The sequence below is a fragment of the Parvularculales bacterium genome (genome assembly GCA_036881865.1).
Classification (GTDB): Bacteria; Pseudomonadota; Alphaproteobacteria; order JAPOUT01; family JBAJNM01; genus JBAJNM01.
This window is the reverse complement of the sequence record JBAJNM010000024.1, coordinates 1-21,412: the sequence shown is the minus strand read 5'-3', so window position 1 is coordinate 21,412 and position 21,412 is coordinate 1. Positions and strand designations below refer to the sequence as shown.

Sequence of the window (21,412 nt, the reverse complement as noted above, 5' to 3'; positions counted from 1 at the left end):
GGAGCTACGGTCGGAATCTGAAGGAGGTGATCGACCGATCATGGCTCAACTCAACCCGGAGATTGTAAAGTAGTTATAACCTATAACTTATAACTTATAACCCTCCTAAAAAAAAGACGATACCCAAAACAGCACCCATCATCGCAAAAAACACTAACACTAACAACGCGTCCTTCGAATGCGTTAACGGCACGCCAAAGACACGACTCACACGATTCCGTAAAGCTCTACGCCGAAAATAATTAAGCATCTTAACACCTGTCGTCTTTCAAAAATGTATCCGATTCCGACTTTTTCCGTTAATATGGAGAGAAATGAACAACTCAGGAGGACATCCACATGTCAAAACTATCCGTTACGGAAGCACTGAAACTTATACCGGTCTCGAAAACAACCCTTTATGCCGATATGGACAAGGGCATTGTGTCTTACGATCTCGATGTCAAAGGGCGAAAATGTGTCGATATTGCCGAACTTCAACGCGTCTACGGACCCCTGAACACAACAGAGACTGAAAACGCTAACGAACACAACGGGACACCCGATCTGACACATCAGGAAACTTCAAAACCCACAGAAAACAACGATTCGGAAGTCGTCAAACTCCTAAAATCCCAAATCGAACACCTTCAGACGGAAGTTTCCGCCGCCCGAGACCGAGAGACAAAACTCTTGGAGATGCTCGCCCTCGAACAGCAGAAAACACAACAGTTGATGCTGCCCCCGCCGAAAAAGCGAAAACGCCACTTCCGAGACATCTTCAGACTGACTTAAACACCCTTGAGACCCTGCGGGGTCCCTAAGCGTTGGCAACAGCACCTGTTTCCGCAGATGTCGCCGTATTGCCGTCCGCGACAGTGTCCGTATAGGTAGCTGTGGCTCTCAACGTTTTACCGACATCCCCAGACACCGGCGTATAACTGCTACTTGTCGCATCTGAAATATCTGTCCACGCACCGCCATCCGCTTTGTTCTGCCACTGCCACGTCGTGCCACTGACCCCACCATCGGGATCCGATACCGTTGCCGTCACTGCTGTGCCAACGACAGGTGACGTTGAACTCAGGCTCACACTTCCCACTTGATTGACGACCAGCCAACTCGTATCAAACGCATTGAAATCACTCGGCAGTGACCCCGGACCCAACTGCACCGCCTCTGCAAGATTCACCCGCGTCACAGTTGACCCGCTTATAGAGACCCAGCCTAACGCCTGTGTCGGTCCCTCCGGCCACAATACCTTGTATTGACGGATCGCTGCAGCAAACTTGCCAACGTCGTCAATATCCGCTGCACCCATTGCCATCTCTTCTATAACCGCTTCTACGACATCCGGCGCGATCGCGGCATCCTGAAACCGTGCCTTGATGAAAGCCGTTGCCGCCTTCATATAATAGCCGACCTGTGCGACAATATCTGGAACACCATCGGCATAACTCACCGCTTCTGACATCCAGGCCCGCTTCTTTGGCAACCACACGGTGTTATAGGCATCTATCGCATTCTGTTGCTTTTCAGCATAGCCGAGGGGCGTCGGAAGCCAAGACGGTGTGACCGTCGTTGTCTCTGGTGTTGCCGTCTCGCCATCACCAAGATACGGATACGCAGGAAAAGTTGTTATCTCTTGGAGAATCGGTGACGGGGGTGTGCCGGCTACCTGTCCCGCCAAAAAGATATTCAACTGCTGATCTGAACCCACATTGATGTTATAGAGAATATCTGTATAGGCACGCGCGAGGGCGTATCCAATCTTACTCGGTGTGTTAGATAAATCAAAATCCGCCACCGCTTCTGTGCCGTCTAAATCCGATTTGATAACAACTCTTGAAGCCGTCCGCACCTCAACTTTTTTTAAAATCGGCACACCACTGAGCCGAGCACTACCCGCAAAATTGATATGTAAATGTAGCTTCGTAAATGCCATCTAACGTTTCCCCAGAATGGCGCGTAGACACCCTTCATTGCCTTTGTGATGAAATTGAAATGTACTACTGCCAGTGCGTCTGACAACGAGATACGCATGTCCATTATTCGGCTGCACATCGTCACTGTTTGAATTGAAAGAAGCGATCGCGAACACCATAGAAAACTCCCGCCCATTTGTCTCATGAACGCCGATAAACATCAACTCACGATAATCATCAAAACTCGTACCCGCTGTAATATTGATCTGTGTGGCCCCCGTTGTTGTATTGAGTGTCGTTGAGGACCCGTAGAGCCATTCCCAATCTTGTGTTCCAACAGCGAGGGTATCTCCGGCATCGTCTTCTGTCAGCGCAATGCCATTGCCCGGCGTCAGTTGTGCCGCAACAACGTCACGGATATCCTCATCGCTGCGCTGTGTATTGGTATCGGTGGCAGTAATGCTAAGCGTATTACCCGCGTCATCTTCTGTGATCGATATATTCGTTCCCGCCGTGAGTTGGGCTGCGGTCACGTCTCTAATGTCTTCATCAGAACGTTTCGTATAATCAACAGGCTTACGGAGATAAAGCGTATCTGTGCCGTTAACAATGAAATCCGCATAAGCCGTGCTGCCCGGCAGCAACCGCGTCGAAAATGTATACGCCGTCGCTGTGCTCGCGATGCCGGTGATCCGTAAATAAAGGTCATCTGTCCCGGAGTCTATATGGATCTGGTCGCCGACAGCAACGGTGCCGAGTTCAGTCGTTTTATCGTTTCCCGCGTAATCGGTGAGACGCACGACGATCTGATTGTTCGCGCCATTGATCTCTACCTCTCCATCAGACAACGAGACACCCGCGGCACGTGACTGCCACGTGCCTAAGGTCGTCTGTTCACTCAGACTCAATGTCAGGGCATTGCTCGCGTCGTCATAATCGGGATCGATACTGCCGTTGGCATGGCGTTGGACAACCCCCCCAACAACAGCTTGTATCTCTTCATCGGTGCGACCTGGGCGTTTTTCATATTGTCTCACCCATTTCGTCCCGGATGTAAAATACTTAAACATATCGCCTTCAGACGCGCTTGTCACAGCCGCAGTATCCTCATCATTTCTGATCGTTTTACCGCTAATAAACGATGTTTGTGCGACATTAAAGACGAAGTAAGTGCCATCTTCGGGATCAGCCGCCGGGAAGTTATCACCCGATAAAACTTGGGGCACGCGTTTGATGCGAACGGACATTGTTTTAGCCTATCACTGCCGGTGAAATCGTTAGATACATACCTGTCAGCGTATTGCCAGCGTCTTGTGTCGTTGTTACCGTAACAATCGGCGTGACCGAATCGGTATCGCCTAACTCTATGCTAAACTCAACCCAGGAGTCGTCATCGGCGTAAAGCCTGTAACTCAAATCCGGCGATGTATTCAACCACGGAATGAACTGCTCGGATTGGATAGCATCCGAACTGTCGCCATCCTTCAAAGACACCCAGAGCCCAATAATACGAGTGTTCGGTTTGGCGTTGGACTTCGGCAGCTTACACTGCGTATTGTTGCCATCCACTGCACCCGCGGGCGCGCCTGTTTCTGCTGTCCATTCAAGCGTACCCGTTGACGCAAGATCGCCATTCGTAAAGTCCGCGGACATCAGCCAGGTGCCGTCTACAGCATTTTGAAGATCAAACAGCGCCGCAACGGTCGCTTTCCGATTCCCATTTGAATCAGAGGTGTCTCCAAACGCAATAATGTCGTCAACGGCGGGGGCCGCGGTTGTTAAATCGTTGAGGACCGAAACAAAATCACTATAATCAATCTGTTTGACCCAATCTGTGCCGTTGTATTTGGCGACATCAAACTTACTCGCTGCTGTCAGATCCGTCGTGCCATCCGTGTCTTTCCACGTCAAACCTGAATCCACATCCGCAGTAAAGATAAAGTTATCGTTAGACTCCGGTGACCCTGGAAATGCAATGCCGAAGGTCGTCGCTTCCCCAGTGCCCCCCGTTACTAAAGATAGTAAATCCGAAACCGAATCCCGTTTGACTTTATTGCTGTCGTCTACATCTATAAAAAAGACACGATCGGTGGTTGCAATCGTACCGCTCGGTACCCCAGCATTTCCTTTATCTAATACGGCTTGTGTGTCTATGCGTATGGACATTTGTCTACTCCTATATTGAAATTGAAATCGGTGAAATTGTTAAATAGTGGCCCGTTAAGCCGTTATCGCTATTTTCGATAGAAAAACTAAAGGTGGGGACAAGGGTGTCTGTCCCTATATCTTGTAATTTGAATGTGACATAAGACGTGCTATCGCGTTTCAAAAAATACGTTATATCTTCAGACGCGCCTCGCCACATGGCGATGACAACATCAACGACCGTATTGCTGCTGTCCAAGAGTGCGACGCGCCAGCCGAAGGTCGTCGTATCCGGCGGTAGCAAAGGGATCGTGCATTTCGTGTTTTCACCATCGGCGACACCCGTCGGCGCATCCGCAGCGACGGTCCATTCGAGCGTTCCAGATTCTGAAAGATCACCATTTACAAGACTCGCAGATGTCAGCCACGCATTCCCAAGAACAGATGCCGAAAGCGATGCCTGTAGATATTCTAACAACGCAGAAACCCGAATCGCACCCGGCACCGCAGGATCCCCAATCGCTATCGGAATCTCAGCAGAAGGCAAATCCGCAGCATCGGCAGTCGTTGCTGTTATCTCTGTGCTTTCGCCTGACGGATCGTCAATGTTTCTTTTTTCTAAAGACATCTTTTTTCTTATTTCTGTCCGTAAAGTGCTACAAACTTACATTCATCCGTCCCGGACTCTTTTACAAAGACACGAACGTTTGAAGACGACTGATATTTCAGAATGCACCACGAGTTATCCTTTGTGTCGACTCTTATTTTTTCACCCGAATTGTTAAATAAATGGCTCGGCACCGGTGTAGAAGCATAAGACCACCCAATATCAGAACCCCCATCCGTCTCATCGACATCGGTTTCACGGAGGCGGACAACCAATGTGTAATACCTATACGTCGTTGAACTCAATGAAAGCCCCGATATGCTTTGATAATTATTCCCTGAGCCACCCGTCGTGTCCCCAATCGGGGAACTATGCCTATCTATTATCAAAGTCGGACCCGGAGTCGAGGCCTTAATCGTCAAGGTATTACCCGCATCGTCATGCGACACCGTGACATTTGAACCCCCCGTGATAAACCCAGCGATGAGATCACGGATCGCCTCATCGCTTTTTTGCGTATTCGTATCTGTCGCCGTAATCGTCAAGGTATCATTGGCATCGTCATGCGACACCGTGACATTTGAACCCTCCGTGATAAACCCAGCGATGAGATCACGGATCTCTTCATCGGTGCGCTGCGTATTCGTATCCGTCGCCGTAACCGTCAACGTGTTGGCAGCATCATCGTGCGTGATACTGATATTACTGCCTGCCGTGATGAAGGCAACCAGCGAATCACGGATATATTCCATCAGGTTCGCCACCGGGATTTCTTTCGGCGCCACCGGGGTACCAATCGCTATCGGAAACGACGCATTCGGTAAATCCGCATCATCGGCGGCGACATCTGCCGCAGCTGCCGCAACTTCTGAAGAATCGTCTATACTTCGTGTTTTAATGCCCATGACCGACTTCCTACCATTTGTCTATGACCCAGGTGTCATCGCCAATCACCCACGTCTCGTTCCCTAATTTCCAGGCTTCAAAAGTTTCTGTCTCTTCATTCGGCAATACCCACACTTTACCGTCGACCAGCCAGCCAGCATTATTTGACATCCACGCCTCATACGGATTCTCAAACGCAGGTGCCCCAAACGCTTCACCCGGCAACGAATCTTGATAACCCACGCCATACGCAACAACCTGAAACTCGTAGAGGGTATCATTCGTCAGCGGTGTGAACAACTCGGTCAGTGCCGTGTCATCTGAACGCGGAATTTGAACCCAGTCAGCACCACTTTGACGATAATACACCCAATACCCCTCGGCATCAGACACAGCATCCCAGTTCACCGTGATCAGACCGTTCCCTATCAGCGGGGCGGGCACCGGTGTAGACAGAACAATAACTATCGGAATCCTTGCTTTGCGCGTATCGGTTTCAAGGTCAACACTGAAGCCCACATGAGAAATCACGAGGTCCACCGGTAAAGTCCCACTTATCACCGCATCCATAAAAGATAATTCCGCAGGAGCCGTGTCGTCAAGCCTGTAGTTCGTCAACTTCACAACCGCTTCTACCGATTTTGAAAATGCTGTGACTTCTCGGACGTCAGTGCCGTTATAAAAATAATAGGTGTTATTTGCGTTATAGGTCTCTCCTGTGTCCAGATACGTCCGCATCTGAAGGCTCGTGTTCGCAGCTGAGGGCGGAACAAACACTGCGGTGGCGTTGTTCGTCAGAGCCGCATCGCTGATGCTCACAGTTTCCCAACTCGTGCCCCTATCGGTTGTTTTCTTAAACGCCGCATCTGTCGTGTTGTAGGAAGTGAGATTTTCACCATGCGTATAAACCGTGAAAACAACTGTCAGTGAATCACCCGTTTGAAAATAGTCGCCCGGATCGGTATCGCCACCGACTTCAAACACAGTCGTCTCGTTACCATACGTGTTGATGATCGCTGTAATCGTGTAATTGTAGGTCTCTGTCCCTTTCGTGATCGAGACCGCATCGCCGACACTCAGATTCAGCTGAGACGTTTGTGAAGCCAAAATACGATTCGGATACGCCGGCGCTGTGTAAAAGTAGACATTTCCACCACCTGACGAAACTGTCCGAGATTGCGTCGTTTCTGTGCCCGATGCCGCTGCCGAGGTCGCTGCCATATCAGACACAAACGGACCCAGAAATCCAGCCACCGAAAAGGCCACCGTCGTGATAGACGCATTCTCCGCCGCCACCGTCGCCCAGTCGGGGTTATACGCCACCAATGCAGCATAGGCATCATAACTCTCTAACTCTCCACGCGTCAGCTCCCAGATTTCCGAGAGTTGTATAACGATCTCCCCGCGACTCAACAATATCGGTAATGGAAACGGTTGTGAACCCAATCTACGCAGCATCAATACCTCTAAGCAATATAATGTTCACCCCAACTCAAGCGATCTGTGCTGCCAACCGTGGCATACCGGAAGCAGAGCTTATCCAGCGCAGCATACGGAAAAACCAACATTTTACCCGGATCAACATCGCCAATAGCATCTACCTTTGACAGACTATACGCCTCATCTTCTGAACGACCGAACTCAACGGTGTTGGCACCCGCACAGTAGACGACCAACGGATTCAATACTTCAGGGTAGATGACGTATTCAATACCCGTTGACCCCAACCCTGCGAAGTGTCGGATCGGCGATTCGAGCCTCACAACGCCCCCGGTATGTTCAAAAATCACATGGCTTTGCTGATACCCCGTATTGAGTATCTTCAATCGCCAGCCGATAAGACTCGCATTGCTGATGTCCGAGCGCAAGGTCCCGAGATTCAACTGCCTATCAAAGTCCGCCACGGTTGCAGCAACCTTTTGGGCGTTATTGCCACTCGGCATCAACCGATACCAAGTGTTCGCCGTCAGCCCCGACGGATCATACTTACCGCCGATCACTGAACCCCCACGGATGCTGCTCACACGAGCGTTCGCATCGCGTGTAAACGCATTTGACATCGCTTTTTCCTTTTCTAACTCGCCCCATTTGATTGTAATTTGGCAACTTTCGATTTCAGATTTTCAGTCTCAGCCCTTAAATCGTTGACCTCTTTCTCTAAACGCCGTAGCGACTGCAAAATCGACCGAAATCCCCGCGTAACTTCCGGCACAACGCGAGTGTGCGGGATAGAAAACTCTTTTACATATTTTTTAGCCATTTTGATGCTCTACCGCGTCGCTTCAGGTCGTTCGTTGATGGTTATCCTGTCGATCGGCACAGGGCTCATAGTGGCGATCTCTGCCTGATAAAACCGACCCCGAAGGTTCACGCCAAGCCGTTGTGACCACCAATCACCCGCGTCCGGGATACTCAACTCTCCAGATGTTTCGCCCTGCTCCGTCGTGCAGGTAATGTCTATCTCGGCTGCCCCTAACGCATAGACATGCACCGATTGCCAGTGTGAATGCGAGGCACGGAAATACGGGTTATTCTTGTAGACGCGTCGGATCGGTGTCTCCACGTCCAGCGTTCCCTCATAAAGTCCCACTAACCGACCCTCAACAACTGCAAACACGCGGTTATAATCCGTTTTTGAGACCGCTACGACACCGAAAGTGTCTTGCCACCACGTCTCGGTGACCGTATCAAACATCAGGGTATGCGTCTGCACATATGCCGGTAGGTTCGCCGGTGTCGGTCGCGGGATCGATAGATAGTATGCCTCACCGTGTGCGAAACCGACGGCGGTTGTCAGACGCAATTCGCCATCTATGCCGACAGGTCTCCGAACTGTCTGAAAAATGCCGTGTACGGGTGCTGAGATCGGACGCAATCCCCGTTCATCCAAAATACAGACATACGCATTCGTCGCCAGAAAATAGTGATAACTCCCCATATTGACAATCGACTCTGGCGCAACGCAACCGATAGACTTCCCGCGGTCCGAGCCGGGCGTAATAAAATCATACGCCCCGATCAGTTCGATGTCCGGGTCCACCGCATACCGATGCACCTGATTCGATGAATAGACAATCAGATGCGTGTCATTGAGAAAGTGTAAGCCGGTCATCCAACCGCCACCCAACTCAAGATTATCGAAGTCCGTGAAATTCTGAAACAGACGCTCATGGTTCTCCGGGTCGTAGTAAGAGAAATACAGCCGATTCGATTCCCGTTCCGCAGCATAGCACCGAAAATCATCGATCGCCATGTACTGGAAGTTCGGGATCTCACCCGCTTCCAACAGTTCATCCGTCAACGTTCCCTCCTGTAAAGGGAAATCATAGACAAACGCACCACCGGCTTCATTCGGCATCCGAGCAATATAGTAATAGCCTGCAACATCGTCGCGACGCGTCGCATACACATCAATATAATCAGCATCCGGCACGGCTTCCGCCAACCGGATATTCACTTCTGACGGGCGTATCGTCCCATCACCCGTAGAAGGCAATGTGACACCTTGTGCAACTTTCACCGAAAACGTAAGACTGCCCTCGGTACGGAACGTTAACGTGTATAAACCCGCCGCAACGTCTTCCGCGAGATCGTTATCGCCGTGCCACGTAAGCATCTGATCGCCTACAGCGTATACGTCATCATTGCCATCTATCGAGTCATGCAGCGTCCGAACTTCAGCCCCCGAAGACGCGAAAACAGAAATCTTTAAACCCGTCTCTCTGACAACTGTCCACGTGATATTCGTGAAAACAGTAAATGGATTCGGCTGAACACCGATATTCGTCAAAAACGTATGGATCGCATGCGCAGCTGCCGTCCGAACCCGCACTTTCACAGGCTCAGATTCCGGTGAAATCACGGTTCGCGGCGCAAGCATCGGCGGGTCCACGCCTCTGCCCTGTGTCATCGGCAACGTCTCTTGCTCACCTTCAACCTTGACGGCTTGTAAGACAAGCGATATTTCCTGCGACGCAGCAACCGAAGGCACATCCGAAACATGCGTCGCTGTGAAGCTACCCACTTTCGGCAGATAGAACAGCGAAATAGACGGCTCACCGCGCGCCGGGATATTGATCACAAAAGGCGCAACGCCATCCCCGACGAAGATACGATCCTCGCGCGGCGAAAATAATACAAACGCATTGACCAAATCCGGCACAGATTTTGACGGCGAAAAGGAATTAAACACAATCGACGCAGCTTCACCCGACGGAATCACAGTATCACCCGACAACCGTCCCCATTTCAACTCACCATCTACAACAATAAAAACGTAGGTCTTATAGGTGAACACCGTTTCAACGTCCTCAAGCTCGGATAACAAGACGCGACCCGGACGGTTCACCCACCAGCCCTGCGCATCGGAACGTCCGTCCATCAGATGTTCCGCAGTAACTTCGCGGTTGCGTCCGGCGTGATCACCGGCATTCGTTACCATGCCTGCCCCGAAATTAAGTATCACCATGCCCTCCCAACATAACGACCGTCGCGGTAATCAACGTACGGACCGTCAGACTGTCCAAGCCGTACATGCCGCGGCACCCGAAGAATATCGCCACGCGTTTTCAGCTTCGCTTGCGATTTCGCATACGCGATATCCTCATCAGCACGGCTCTTGGCATCCGCAGCAGCAGTGAGGTTATACTGCCCTTTTCGCATCGCCTTCTCGACCGTCATCGTGACGATCGTCGGGTGATACCTCGCAGGCGGATAGTTCGGCAACTTCAACTCGTCATCGAAATCCGTAACAATCGGACACGTATTTCGATAATAGTCTACCTGTATATCGTTCTTCAGACGGTGCATCTCAAACCACGCCGTCGCAGCGTCATCAACACCAATCTCTACACCGCTCCCTCGAAGGGCAACCGGATCAGCATCAAGATACTCCGAATCACCGAAAAGCCGGAGCCGCCAACGCGTTCGCGTCTCGTTCAGCTCGATCGGAGAAAGCGAGAAATCGAAGTCATGCCAATCCGGGCGCACCTGAATACGACTCGCAGCGAGCGGCTCTGATACCTGAACATACCCTTCAGGATCAAGCGGTGTCATCTCCAATTGCAGATCACCCGGATACGGATAACCTTTCCGGCGAAGATGCAGGTTGATGTGCGAAACATACACCCGACAGGGGTCTAACACAGTATCGGGATCCGCAGTCTCGGAATGTTCGACCGATAACTCAAGACTGCAAGTAAACGGTAACGCCGCAAACTGTTCGCAGATCGGAGTCTCAAACTTACACGACAGCACCGCCACTTTGTTCGGGACAGGATACAAACCCAGCTTATCTTGGTAGGTATAGCACGCATAAGGCGTACCCGTCGTATCCGTTCTGCCGTGTGCCGTCAGAATGCTCTGTTTATCGACGTAGAACAACGGTTCGAGTTCACAGAGATCATCTTCGGCATAGCGGACGTTAATCAACTCTCCGAAATCGTGAGGTAAATGATACTCCTGAACACCCGGTAATGAACTTGTCCGAATCTCCGCAGGCACAGATAAACCCTCACGAGCATGGCGCGTGAGCGCGAGCTGCGCCCAACGCACCTTTTCTTCGCGTTGCCAGAAGCCGGTCGATTCACCTAACTCGTCGTCAACTGACTGTAAAATCTCGTTGAGGGTCATAGATCACCTATCTATGTTGCAGGTGGCGGTCTCGTGGACGGCTGATACCCAATATCGGTCACCGTCGGGACCTCACCAATCATCAACGCGGCTTGCAGTTGTCCCCAGACTCTATCCCCATCCGCACCGGCGGCAAGCGCGATGCCAGAAAAGAAGTCGGCAGTGTCGCCTTTCGGACCCATTCTGCCCGCAGTTGCGTCTGTTGTCAGGGCAAGCCCAGCCGTAACCGCAGCACCCGCACGAAACTTACCTATACCACAGTATAACGCCCAGAAATACTTATCTTGCGCGACACCATCTCTCTGCTGAACAAAGCCGATCGTCGGTTCGTCTGCTGCATCGGATTGCTCTGCCAACCAGGGCGCAAAAATTTGAATATCGCTATCCGTTGCGAGTGCAGTTGCCAAGTCGCCTTGGTGCTGAGTTGCCGTTGTCTCGGAATCCCATTCCACAACAAGCCGATTCTGTTGGATTTCGTGGATAATGCCACGTTGTCCAGCACCTGTGCCAGATATAACTTGCAGCATCGCAAACTCTTTTTGACGCGAATTCTTCGGCTTAATGCGTGCCAAGCTTGTCAGGAAATTCTCGCCAGAGTCGTTGAGTTCTCGCGTACCCGCAGGAGCTGCTGTCGCTAAGTTCGTAATCGTATGGATAGATAGACTCTGAACCACCGCATCGCCATAGCTGAGAGCCTCTCCAGCTTTAAAATACTGCCAAACATAGCCGGTTTCCGAGTCGTGATAGATCGACCCAAGCGGAACGTAAGGTTCATCGTGTACCCCAAGAACACCATCGTCGTCGGCGCGGGGCAAACTCCACATGTGTGCCATTGTTCATCTCCTTATAGTAATAAGGTTAGTGTTTGTCCATATGCCTATGCAGCGAGTGCTGGATTCAGATCAGCGAGCATGCCTTGACGACGCAAGGAATTCGGCATAATGTTGCCGAACCAAACGACGACCATAAACTGACCCAAGTTCTTCGGCATCAACATCCAGTCGCGCTTCTTCATGTTGAACATCGCATGGCTCGTCCAGAAGATGTGATCGAAGTTCAACGCATAGACCTTGTGACGCTGATCGCCGTTGGTATCACAGTTCTTATCCTTGACAATCGGGATACCCCGATACGTGATATTCCTAAAGCCCGCGTTCGCAAGCATCGTATTCGGAAAACGCTCCTTCGGATCGATCAAAGCCTCATATCTATCATACATCTGTGTCGATGTTAACAGAATATCCGGCTCAATATCGCCATCCGAAACATCAGAGAGCATCGTCGCGAGTTGGAAAGTTGTCGCCGCACGCGGTGTGGTAGCCGAGTAGATGTAAGAACGCCACCAGTCGTACTTCGAGCGGTCAATCATACCGAATACCGAGGAATTATTGAAAATATCCCCTAAACCGTTGATCTGCAACGTCCCGCCACCCTCGGAATACATGTGACGTGAGAACCGTTCCCGCATAAACTTCATATACAGGGCAGTCCGTCGCGCAACGAAATTCCAAAACTGGACTTCGCTTGAGCCGTTATCGGCTACATCGGAATCCCACAACGGTATCGTTTGCACATAATAGCGCGGACGATACTGCGCGGCATCGTGACCCTCGACTTCCGTCATGTTGAAGCCACCACGCGCTTCAATCGCACCCCCTGTTTGTCCTTGCTCGTCTTTAGAAATCTCAAGACCCGTCCGGACAAACGTGCCACCGGGGTACGTGCGTTGTGTCGCTTTCAATGCCATCAAGCCGACATGCTTATGGAACACCTCATCGGTAATGATTCCGTCGGCATGGTCATGCGTAAAGGCATTGAGTTCGCCTAAATTAGCTGCCATTTTTTACCTGTTTTTCCTCTCTCGCCACCGCTTCGCATTCACGCGGTTGCTTTTGACCTACATAGCACCAATTCTTCACCAGAAAAATGTAGTAAATCACGTCTGGCGCAGGGTCTCGTGGCCAGTCATGTGTGAATGCGTTTAACGCACTTAACTTTGCTATCATCTATGCAGCGAAAGCTTTATAGGCTCTCGCGACTTGCACGCCATCAAAGGGGTTGGTAACCCCGCGTCCGGCGGGCGGGTTATGGGTCCGGGTCGCACCCTGTGCGCCCGGTGCAGCAGTGATATGTTGAACAGATTGCACGCGCTGCTGATGTGCTTCGTGTTGCGTTTGGAGACCTTGCTGCGTTTGCTGTTGCGATTGCGCAGCTTGGCTTTTCTGATAGAGGATACTCTGCGCAAGCAAGTTGACATCAGGATTACCGGTCTGCTGATACGCCTGATCCAACTCCTCACGCGTTACACCGTATTCCGCGATAGCGGTCTGAATAATCCGATCCGCACGCATATCGTCCGCCGTCTTTACGGCAGCCTCGGCAGTTTTACGCGCCTCTCGGAGTTCGCTCTCTAACTGTTTCGTCACACCGAAGAGCATCCGCTCACCCTCAGATTCCAATCCTTCCTCGTTAATATCCGAGAGAAGCGACGGCGCGGGTTCTTCTTCAGGCGTGTTTTGCGAGTTCGTCGCTAACTGTGCCTCTTGCGCGATAAGTTTCGCTTCACGCGCATCCAAAGCAGCTTGCTTTACCTCTAACGCAACGGCATCCATCGCTGGCGGTTGCTGATTCGGCGGAACTTGCTGCGTCTGCTGTGTCTGCGGCGGCGGTTGCTGATTCGGCGGAACTTGCTGCGTCTGCGGCGGAACTTGCGTCTGCTGCTGATTCACAGGCGTTGCTTGCGTTACATTCCCCGATTCCGCACCCTCAAAATCTGGCACACCGCGTTGCTCTGGCATCCCCGTCTGTTGCGTAAAATGCCCTTCATCGCCACCGTGTTGCTGTTGCTGGTGTGGGGGTGCAGCACCCGGATTCGGGTTCGGTGCATCCGCAAAGCCTTCAGGGGGCGACGTTTGTCGTCCGAAAAGTCCTGACATTTAAGACCTCCTATCGTTGATTAACTTTTTTCTTAACGCATCACGCGCACTACGTGATAACCACCATATCATTGTTTCTCGTAAGCCTGAACTATTCTTGTCGATCCGAAAGAGCTTTTGTAGATCAAATCCGCCTCTATTATCGACAATCTCTAAGTCTGTATAAATCCGATCTGCCATCGGGTCATCAGGATCAATGTAGACACACAACGCCATCTCCATTGCGGGTTCGGCACAGTTTAACACATTTTGCATACCCATATATTCATACAGACTTACCTGTGTCAAAACCTGTGGCACAGTGATATTCAGACGTTGTAGGTGATCCTCTTGGTAAAACAGTCCCTCCGGTAATTCATCGAGTATGAAACCATCATCGGAGTGCGGACCCTCTTCCCACGCTTCCGTCATGAAATAGGAATTCTCTGTAGTGTCTTCAACAGCCTTTAAGAGTGCCTCGCCGCGTTCTTCCTTAAAAAGTCCTGACATCTACTTACCTCGCTTTGTTGTCGATTCTGATTGTTGTTTCTGCCTGTCTCGTGCCGCGGCACGTTGCGCGCGTGCCTTGATCTCTGCCTCTTTCAGCCGATACTCGCCCTTAATGTGTTCGATTTCGATGTCTTGTTCGTGTTCGTCCTCGTCGATCTCACGCTCCGTCTCGATCTGATCGTCTATCTGCTGTTGTTCGGCTTCAGCATCGGCAGCGTCTTGCTCCTGCTTCATCTGTAAAGCGATCTCCCAATTCGGGAACTTCAGCATATCAAGTAAGGTTGCTGGCACAACGAGACCGAGTTCATACATCTGCAGCACTAACGCCTGTAACGCTTCCTGTGTGAAGTTACGTGTCCCGGTTTGGAGTGCCACATCGAAAGACACTAAGTCGCTCGCTGGCATCTGCCAAATCTCATCAATTTTCAGAAGCCTCGCAAGCATCTCCTGTTCGATATGGAATTCTAACTCCTCGTATTCCTCCGGCGACATCATCTCTTGGGCATCAAGGAGCTGCTGATGCAGTGTATTGAGTTCTTGCTGAACCGCGGAAACGGCGTTCTCACGCGACGGCACTAACATCTGCACCGGATTGAAATCGCCGTACTGGTATTGCAGCATCCGCATATCCATAAACCGATACTTCCGGTCGTCTGTCACGAAGTCGAGGAACAAGGAAGCAATGTTCCTTATCAGCACTTTCATATTATCATCAAGGAACGTCGTATGCATCTGTGGCACGGTCGTTGTTGCTTCCTGTACGCGTTCAACGCCGACACCCGATTCCAACTGATTTGTCCTTTGCCCGCGCTCGATTTCATCTGTCCCCGCAATCCGATCTATATCGTTCTCCGCGAACACCGCAGACTGCACAACTTCAGGGGATTGCTGCGGTGGGATCAGCCAACGGATACCACCATCCGGCGACTGAGAGTCCATCGAGACCAACACCGCACCCGGATACGGCACAAACGACTGATCAACCTGTGATTGCTGCGTAACCACAAGAATCGGGTTCGAGGCTAACGCAGCATGGTCCGAAATCTGTGATCGGCGTTTATTTAACTCCTGTTGCGGTGAGATACACTGATAGATAATCGACGGATTATAGATGCGTTCAACGTCCGGAGAGAGACAAAACGGCACAAAATAGTTAAAACCCAGACGGTTCGCATCGTCATAAAGCAGTCTGCCTTCGGTTTCCGTCATCACACGCCCACTCGGGTATTTCAGTGACGGTATCTGTCCTACAGCGTTATCAATTGCGGGGCCCTCAACGCGTGTATCGTCGAAATACAGGCACTCGTTTACAGTGAACACGTCCTTCTTTTGCGCATGATCGGGGTGACGTTCGGATATATCGTTGTTCAGTCCACCAGCAGACGAGCCGCGCGTTGAGCCACCGACATTCAGGTTCTCGACATATTGCGAAAACCTACTTTTCGGGGGCATCCCGTTACCCTCTGATTCGGCGACAGGCATATCCAACGCACCGCCTGGGTCGTCCTCGTAGTTCGAGAGTATATCTTCTCTTGTCATCTCGAACCGATGAATCGCCCACTTACAGACGAGTTTACCGCCATCGATTTTCGCATTCTCATCAAGGAATAGATCATAGTTAGAAACCGCTTCAAGCTTGACAGTCCCGCGGCCCCCGTCGCCGTGAACATCCCAAAATACCTTTATCCAGCCGATACCGTGACTCAAGACCTGTTTCAGCACCTTACCGATGGTCGTTGTCCAGCCATTGCGTTCCCATTCATGTGCGAAAAACGCATCCAACGTGTCCGCAACGAAAGCGTTACCAGGGTCCCGCGCAATAAACTCGGCTTTCGGGATATTCTCCATCAATAGCGATGCCCATTTCTCACGAATACGATATAAATGGTTGATAACAAGCCGAGACTTCCACTGTATATCCTGTTCACTTTTCGCCGAAATAGGATCGTCCCATTGCTCGCCTGAAATAAACCGATCGCACTGCTGCCACCACCGAACCGCCTTTTGACGCAGTTCGGAGTCTTCAGACTTCTGACGGAAACGACGGATCAAGTCTACGGCTTCCGAGCGGGGCGTATCATCGGGGTTATCGCGATGGATGCTACCCCGCGCTGCGAGAACACGTCGAGAGTCTAACCGATGCACACCATCAGGGTCCTGCCAGCCTTCGTGTTGCATGCCCTAAAATGCTCCCATTTGCACGCCACGCTCAATATACTCTAAAAAACTATCGCGTTCGGTCAACGTCTTCAGATCAATACCGCGACCACGCGCCAACGACATCAAGGTTTCGTAGGTTCTCAATGAGACCGGAACGTAATGACGCTTTTTCTCCTTTAATCCCTGAATCACAGTCTCAAGCAGAAAGGTATTAATACCTATGTCCGCAGCTCGCGCTTCACTGACAATCGTATCTAACATCGACATCGGTAGCACCGCATCGATAGCAGATAAACGATCAGCATGTTCGGCTTTGAGTGCCTCGATTTCTGCTTCATGCTTGGCGATCAGATCGTTATACGCCGTCTCGATCGCTTTCAAATGGGTTTGCAATTCCATGTCTCTGGTATAATCCTTCGATACGACAGCAAATCCGGTTCGCCATCGCTTTTATTTTTTCGTCTTGCACGTATTGCTCAACAATCTCGCCTAAGTCGTCGATCGCAGATTGCTGAGACGTGATCAGAATCGACGCAATAAGATCATCTTCGGTCAACACCTTCTCCGACGGTTCAGGGGGTTCAGAAGGGGTCGCAACATAAGGAGCCGTAACAGGGTTCGCTTCAGACCCTAACACCGGACGCGCTTCAGCAGGATGATCGGCTTCCGTAGGCGGGACAACATTTTCAACCGTCGCGACGTTCGGTTGACCGTTGGCATCGGCGATATTACGCGCACGCAACTGATTCCGATGCGCTTGCGTCATCGACCAGCACCGTTGCGAATACTCGTCTGTACTCGACGCAGTGACCCGCAATTCCGACTGCTGATCGAAACCGCCCATCTCATTAACTTCCGTTATATCCGTATACAACACATCTTCCGCCGGTGTAGACCCGATAACGACGCGAAACACGCGAAGATTGCCTTCGCCGACATCACACTGAAATGTCTGTAGATTCTGTGCGCTCGTGCCAGGACCACTACTCGGTTGCAGCTGATTCATTTCAAACCTCGCTATGAGAACCGAGACCCAACGTCTCAACACGCCGTTTATGGACATCGATTTCTCGCTCCAATCTTAACTTATCGGCTTTCAGCTGCTTGTTCTCGGAGAGCAACTGCCCAATATCCAAACTTTCAAGGTTCTGCCACGTCGGTTTACGACCGCCACCAAGCGTCGAATTGTAATCGACACGACGGATACCTGTGACGATCTCTTGGCGACCCGCATCTATCGGCGTGTTTGAACCCGCAATATACAATTCCTCGTTGAGACCGATCAACACATCGGCAACGACACGGAACATCGGGGTCTCAAAAACACGTTGCTCCTTGTCTATCAAAATCGGTTCTTCAACCTCTATCACCTCGCCTGCTTCGCTACGCTCGATGACACGGGTCGTCGCATCTTTGGCAACAGATGTGCCACACCGAGGACACGTGCCTGCCGGTAAAATAAACTCTCGTTCTTCTGTTATCGCCACGTTTTTCTCCTTATGCAGCGAGCCAAGTGGTCGGGCCCTCGGTTCGCCTGATTTTATGCGATTCTTGAATCATTGAACCAATAGAATAGTTGCCCTCATCGTCAAGCAACTCCGGCTTCTTCGCACGCCAATGCGATTGTAAGCGAGGCTTTTCATAACCCGCTATCTTAGATTTCGATGTCAATGGGAATGTAAACGGCAGCAGCAGATACCGTAAAGCGTCCGGGAGGTGCATGTTATAGGATTGAAACTTCTCTGGTGGGTCTTGCCGTCCGCGTCCGGTTTTCTGTTCCTCTTTCTTATATTCGCCTAACCTTCGGATTAGGTTCGGACAACGCTCAGAGATGAGCAAGCGCGGCGCACCCATCAAGCCGGTAATCGGGTGTGTCAAGACTGGATCGTACGCCAAATACTCCTTGACACGGTTCACACCAGCAACAATATCACGCGAACACGCCACAAACGGGATACCTAACGCATTGTACTCGTTTAACACAGTGTTGCGATCGACAGCAAATTGTTTGCCCGTCTCCTGATCAATCGAAAAACATCTAAAAGCAGACGAAAGCAGTGACAAGATAATGTTGGCATGCTGAGAAACGACGCGATCCTTCTCCTCATACTCCCGGTAGATATAGACACCTTCGTATGGCGACGGAAACTTCGCACCTAACACGAAAGCCGTTGCGTTGTTCAAGCCGTGATCTAAGCCTATACCGCGGTCCCATTCCGAAGGCGGTTCAAAATGCTTGATAACATGGATTTCACGCGATAACTCAGGATAGACTGCACCGGTCGCGACATCGTGCGAACCCATTACCATCTTCTGGTATTCTTCGTCGGTGTAGGTGTCCTTCAATGTCTCGTGGTAATCGTCGGGGAGGGTCGGATTGTCTTGGAGTTTGACAGGGAAATAGGCGTGATTCTTACGTCTATCAGGGGAATTCGGATGGAAAAATTGCCACAACCAGTCGCGACCGTCGGGGTTGGATACAAAGATGCCTTTGCGGCCGGACGGCTTGCGTCGCATTCTTTGATTCAGCGCATCATAAACAGCCGGATAGCACGATTCTGCCTGTTCGATCAAGTACCAGCCGATATTTGCGGAGCGGAACTTTTCTTCGCCGCGTTGTGTGCCTTCAAATGAGATAAAGGCGATCTCGCTTAAGCCACCCATCTCCGATAACGCAGCGTCTTGCTCTTTTTTCTTCAGATGTTCGCCACCATCGACTTTCATGAACTTATAGCCGATGTGGTTGTAAATCTTGATCCAGTGTTCTTGACGATTCTGCTCATGGATCAGACCGTGCGGGCAGACGGTGAAGAAGTCTTTTAACGCAGAAAGCCGGAGATCAGGAAACGTCTCACGGAGAATAAACCCGTAGTTGTTCCGATAACTCCAGCTCTGTTTGAGTATTTCGACTAACGCAGCAACGGATTTACCGCCGCCAACACCACCACCAAGCCAACGAAACTTGTTCCGGTCCGCGTGAAACGCTTTCTGAACAGGATTCATTGAGTCTTCGTAGATAAATATCTCGTCGTCATCACCTTCGAGATAGATGATAGGGAAATCCAACACAATAACGCCCTATCTCGCCACACTATCTCGCCACACTTAAATAAAGTCTAAAATCTACTTATCTCTTTTCACTCTCACGTAACCACCACCAGCACGGATCACACCGATACGCTTCCGCTGCGTCATCGCCGGTTTACCACCATGTCTCTCCCCGATCTCATCGTGCCAACTTGAAAGCGATTGCTCCCATTCTTCGTTGAACGTCTCATCCGACATGACCGACGGATCCGCCGAAATCTGCTTATCATGCTCGCGAACCATATCCGAAAGACTGCCCTGGATGCTGCCCTGCAACTTCTCGGCTTCCGCAAACTTCTGCTTGCCAGCCGTAGAGACATCTTCATTCGCCCGGTGGATCGCTTGATTCTTCTGCGTCTTCTTCTCCCGAATCAGCATGGAAATCTCCAAAAATATTGCTACTTTTCATCGTTTCTGGCAACTTTGAGGGTGTCGCCGTTAATTGCAGCGGTTCGCCATCAAAGCCGTCTATTCTATCCATCTCGATGCGCATCTGCTCAAAGACCTTCATGACACTCTCCAAATTATCCTTATCCTGTTTCTCGCCAGGGATAAGACGCGGTGCTTTATTGAACAGATCTATCAACAACGAAAGACGATAATTCGCAGAATTACGAATTTTTCGCTTTGAGGCTTCCGGCGCGGTTTTCAACTCATCGATCCTTTCCCGGTGGTTCTTACGAATATCACAGATACGTTTAAAAATACGCTCTTTCAGGTATTCTTCATCCACACCTTCCCCAAAATAAGGGAAAACGAGCCGAAATAAAACGGCAACTTCCGAAGGACGCTTGCCAACAGACAGAGCCTCCATGACATAACCGTTCATCACGTCAGAGAAATGCGGTAAACTGTTTTCGTTCGACACGGATCGCCTCCCTATAAATTAGAATACTCCTATTTGACTTTTTTTGTCAAGTAAAAAATTAGTTTGACTCTTTATTGCGTTTTTTGATACAATAATTAAACATTTCATTGCTCCGGCAAACAGTAGGCGCGACTGATCATCGAAACAGGTGTCATAAATAAACACCAACTACTGTTTGCCAAAAAAAAAGGTCGTGGACATACATAAGTATGAACACGACCTTTTTGACAATATTTGACCGTTAGTTTTCGCTAAGTCTAATGGTTAGCAAAAAATAATATAACACACATAGAGAAAATCAAAAATAAAAAAACGCACCCGCTATCAAGAGAGATAACAGGCGCGTTTGGTGAAAACTTTAAAACGTCTGACCGACTGACGGACTACTGCGCCCAACACCCGGACCCGGATTTCGCTTGACAACGCGGTGCCGTCCAACCATCAACACACGGCTGCCACGATTGACCACACCCCGAACGACGACACGTCTTAACACTGTGCCTGTTTTGCCAGTCCGAGACATTCAGATTCGGATTACATGTCCAATACGTATGACCCGACGCACAAGGACCGCCTTGATGCTCCGTAGAGGAACTCACTGATGCCGTGCAAGCCGAACGACCACAAGAAGCAGAAGGCGGATACGTATGGTTATGCGGAGAACACTCGTAATAACCTGATGAGTTATCACACGTCTTGC

Annotated in this window: 21 protein-coding genes; 1 reads left to right on the top strand and 20 read right to left on the bottom strand. The window is 50.5% G+C overall.

The genetic code is table 11. The features are described from left to right. Positions 1–339 precede the first annotated feature (339 nt). Positions 340–774, top strand: coding sequence for a hypothetical protein (locus tag V6Z81_06530; protein ID MEG9862143.1), 435 nt, complete (start codon positions 340–342; stop codon positions 772–774). 25 nt (positions 775–799) lie between these two features. Here the strand turns inward: V6Z81_06530 and V6Z81_06525 are convergent, their stop codons facing one another. From V6Z81_06525 to V6Z81_06430, 20 genes are all read right to left on the bottom strand, one after another. After that, on the bottom strand, positions 800–1,924 hold the full coding sequence (locus V6Z81_06525) for a hypothetical protein (GenBank protein MEG9862142.1): 1,125 nt from the start codon (positions 1,922–1,924) through the stop codon (positions 800–802). Further along, a complete protein-coding gene (locus V6Z81_06520) occupies positions 1,925–3,151 on the bottom strand; it encodes a hypothetical protein (protein ID MEG9862141.1) in 1,227 nt (408 codons plus the stop codon). A 4-nt stretch (positions 3,152–3,155) separates the two neighbouring features. Next, a complete protein-coding gene (locus V6Z81_06515; protein MEG9862140.1) occupies positions 3,156–4,070 on the bottom strand; it encodes a hypothetical protein in 915 nt (304 codons plus the stop codon). Positions 4,071–4,080: 10 nt separating this feature from the next. Further along, a complete protein-coding gene (locus V6Z81_06510) occupies positions 4,081–4,677 on the bottom strand; it encodes a hypothetical protein (GenBank protein ID MEG9862139.1) in 597 nt (198 codons plus the stop codon). 8 nt (positions 4,678–4,685) lie between these two features. Continuing rightward, complete coding sequence (locus V6Z81_06505) at positions 4,686–5,561, bottom strand: hypothetical protein (protein ID MEG9862138.1); 876 nt, start codon at positions 5,559–5,561, stop codon at positions 4,686–4,688. A 10-nt stretch (positions 5,562–5,571) separates the two neighbouring features. After that, complete coding sequence (locus V6Z81_06500) at positions 5,572–6,999, bottom strand: fibronectin type III domain-containing protein (protein ID MEG9862137.1); 1,428 nt, start codon at positions 6,997–6,999, stop codon at positions 5,572–5,574. A gap of 8 nt (positions 7,000–7,007) precedes the next feature. Then, positions 7,008–7,601 carry a hypothetical protein gene (locus V6Z81_06495; GenBank protein ID MEG9862136.1) on the bottom strand — a complete coding sequence of 198 codons (594 nt, stop codon included), beginning with the start codon at positions 7,599–7,601 and terminating at the stop codon, positions 7,008–7,010. Between the two features lie 209 nt (positions 7,602–7,810). After that, the gene (locus tag V6Z81_06490; GenBank protein MEG9862135.1) at positions 7,811–10,009 is read right to left on the bottom strand and encodes a hypothetical protein; all 2,199 of its coding nucleotides are present in this window, start codon (positions 10,007–10,009) and stop codon (positions 7,811–7,813) included. Then, positions 10,003–11,172 carry a hypothetical protein gene (locus V6Z81_06485; protein MEG9862134.1) on the bottom strand — a complete coding sequence of 390 codons (1,170 nt, stop codon included), beginning with the start codon at positions 11,170–11,172 and terminating at the stop codon, positions 10,003–10,005. The genes V6Z81_06490 and V6Z81_06485 overlap by 7 nt, the downstream gene beginning before the upstream one ends. 11 nt (positions 11,173–11,183) lie before the next feature. Beyond that, positions 11,184–12,005: a hypothetical protein gene (locus V6Z81_06480; protein MEG9862133.1), complete on the bottom strand. Its 822-nt coding sequence runs from the start codon at positions 12,003–12,005 to the stop codon at positions 11,184–11,186. A 44-nt stretch (positions 12,006–12,049) separates the two neighbouring features. Then, on the bottom strand, positions 12,050–13,012 hold the full coding sequence (locus V6Z81_06475; protein ID MEG9862132.1) for a phage major capsid protein: 963 nt from the start codon (positions 13,010–13,012) through the stop codon (positions 12,050–12,052). 166 nt (positions 13,013–13,178) lie between these two features. Next, a complete protein-coding gene (locus V6Z81_06470; protein MEG9862131.1) occupies positions 13,179–14,108 on the bottom strand; it encodes a hypothetical protein in 930 nt (309 codons plus the stop codon). After that, a complete protein-coding gene (locus V6Z81_06465; protein MEG9862130.1) occupies positions 14,109–14,597 on the bottom strand; it encodes a hypothetical protein in 489 nt (162 codons plus the stop codon). Continuing rightward, positions 14,598–16,775 carry a hypothetical protein gene (locus V6Z81_06460; protein ID MEG9862129.1) on the bottom strand — a complete coding sequence of 726 codons (2,178 nt, stop codon included), beginning with the start codon at positions 16,773–16,775 and terminating at the stop codon, positions 14,598–14,600. Between the two features lie 3 nt (positions 16,776–16,778). Beyond that, positions 16,779–17,156: a hypothetical protein gene (locus V6Z81_06455; protein MEG9862128.1), complete on the bottom strand. Its 378-nt coding sequence runs from the start codon at positions 17,154–17,156 to the stop codon at positions 16,779–16,781. After that, positions 17,113–17,673 (bottom strand): hypothetical protein, encoded by a 561-nt coding sequence (locus V6Z81_06450; protein MEG9862127.1) that lies wholly within the window; start codon positions 17,671–17,673, stop codon positions 17,113–17,115. The genes V6Z81_06455 and V6Z81_06450 overlap by 44 nt, the downstream gene beginning before the upstream one ends. Positions 17,674–17,764: 91 nt before the next feature. Beyond that, positions 17,765–18,244, bottom strand: a complete 480-nt coding sequence (locus V6Z81_06445) for a hypothetical protein (protein MEG9862126.1) — start codon at positions 18,242–18,244, stop codon at positions 17,765–17,767. Between the two features lie 10 nt (positions 18,245–18,254). Then, positions 18,255–19,826 (bottom strand): phage terminase large subunit, encoded by a 1,572-nt coding sequence (locus V6Z81_06440; protein ID MEG9862125.1) that lies wholly within the window; start codon positions 19,824–19,826, stop codon positions 18,255–18,257. A 54-nt stretch (positions 19,827–19,880) separates the two neighbouring features. After that, entirely contained in the window at positions 19,881–20,222 is a 342-nt protein-coding gene (locus V6Z81_06435; GenBank protein ID MEG9862124.1) for a hypothetical protein, read from the bottom strand. Beyond that, the gene (locus tag V6Z81_06430) at positions 20,167–20,712 is read right to left on the bottom strand and encodes a hypothetical protein (GenBank protein MEG9862123.1); all 546 of its coding nucleotides are present in this window, start codon (positions 20,710–20,712) and stop codon (positions 20,167–20,169) included. Before V6Z81_06430 ends, V6Z81_06435 begins: the two co-directional genes overlap by 56 nt. Between the last annotated feature and the right edge of the window lie 700 nt (positions 20,713–21,412).

Excerpts from the sequence above, each read along its gene's own strand:
- V6Z81_06515 (MEG9862140.1), bottom strand. The coding sequence starts at position 4,070 with ATGTCCATACGCATAGACACACAAGCCGTATTAGATAAAGGAAATGCT.
- V6Z81_06465 (MEG9862130.1), bottom strand. The coding sequence starts at position 14,597 with ATGTCAGGACTTTTTAAGGAAGAACGCGGCGAGGCACTCTTAAAGGCT.
- V6Z81_06505 (MEG9862138.1), bottom strand. The coding sequence starts at position 5,561 with ATGGGCATTAAAACACGAAGTATAGACGATTCTTCAGAAGTTGCGGCA.
- V6Z81_06435 (MEG9862124.1), bottom strand. The coding sequence starts at position 20,222 with ATGCTGATTCGGGAGAAGAAGACGCAGAAGAATCAAGCGATCCACCGG.
- V6Z81_06475 (MEG9862132.1), bottom strand. The coding sequence starts at position 13,012 with ATGGCAGCTAATTTAGGCGAACTCAATGCCTTTACGCATGACCATGCC.
- V6Z81_06480 (MEG9862133.1), bottom strand. The coding sequence starts at position 12,005 with ATGGCACACATGTGGAGTTTGCCCCGCGCCGACGACGATGGTGTTCTT.
- V6Z81_06510 (MEG9862139.1), bottom strand. The coding sequence starts at position 4,677 with ATGTCTTTAGAAAAAAGAAACATTGACGATCCGTCAGGCGAAAGCACA.
- V6Z81_06485 (MEG9862134.1), bottom strand. The coding sequence starts at position 11,172 with ATGACCCTCAACGAGATTTTACAGTCAGTTGACGACGAGTTAGGTGAA.
- V6Z81_06530 (MEG9862143.1), top strand. The coding sequence starts at position 340 with ATGTCAAAACTATCCGTTACGGAAGCACTGAAACTTATACCGGTCTCG.
- V6Z81_06495 (MEG9862136.1), bottom strand. The coding sequence starts at position 7,601 with ATGTCAAATGCGTTTACACGCGATGCGAACGCTCGTGTGAGCAGCATC.
- V6Z81_06460 (MEG9862129.1), bottom strand. The coding sequence starts at position 16,775 with ATGCAACACGAAGGCTGGCAGGACCCTGATGGTGTGCATCGGTTAGAC.
- V6Z81_06525 (MEG9862142.1), bottom strand. The coding sequence starts at position 1,924 with ATGGCATTTACGAAGCTACATTTACATATCAATTTTGCGGGTAGTGCT.
- V6Z81_06455 (MEG9862128.1), bottom strand. The coding sequence starts at position 17,156 with ATGGAATTGCAAACCCATTTGAAAGCGATCGAGACGGCGTATAACGAT.
- V6Z81_06490 (MEG9862135.1), bottom strand. The coding sequence starts at position 10,009 with ATGGTGATACTTAATTTCGGGGCAGGCATGGTAACGAATGCCGGTGAT.
- V6Z81_06500 (MEG9862137.1), bottom strand. The coding sequence starts at position 6,999 with ATGCTGCGTAGATTGGGTTCACAACCGTTTCCATTACCGATATTGTTG.
- V6Z81_06520 (MEG9862141.1), bottom strand. The coding sequence starts at position 3,151 with ATGTCCGTTCGCATCAAACGCGTGCCCCAAGTTTTATCGGGTGATAAC.
- V6Z81_06470 (MEG9862131.1), bottom strand. The coding sequence starts at position 14,108 with ATGTCAGGACTTTTCGGACGACAAACGTCGCCCCCTGAAGGCTTTGCG.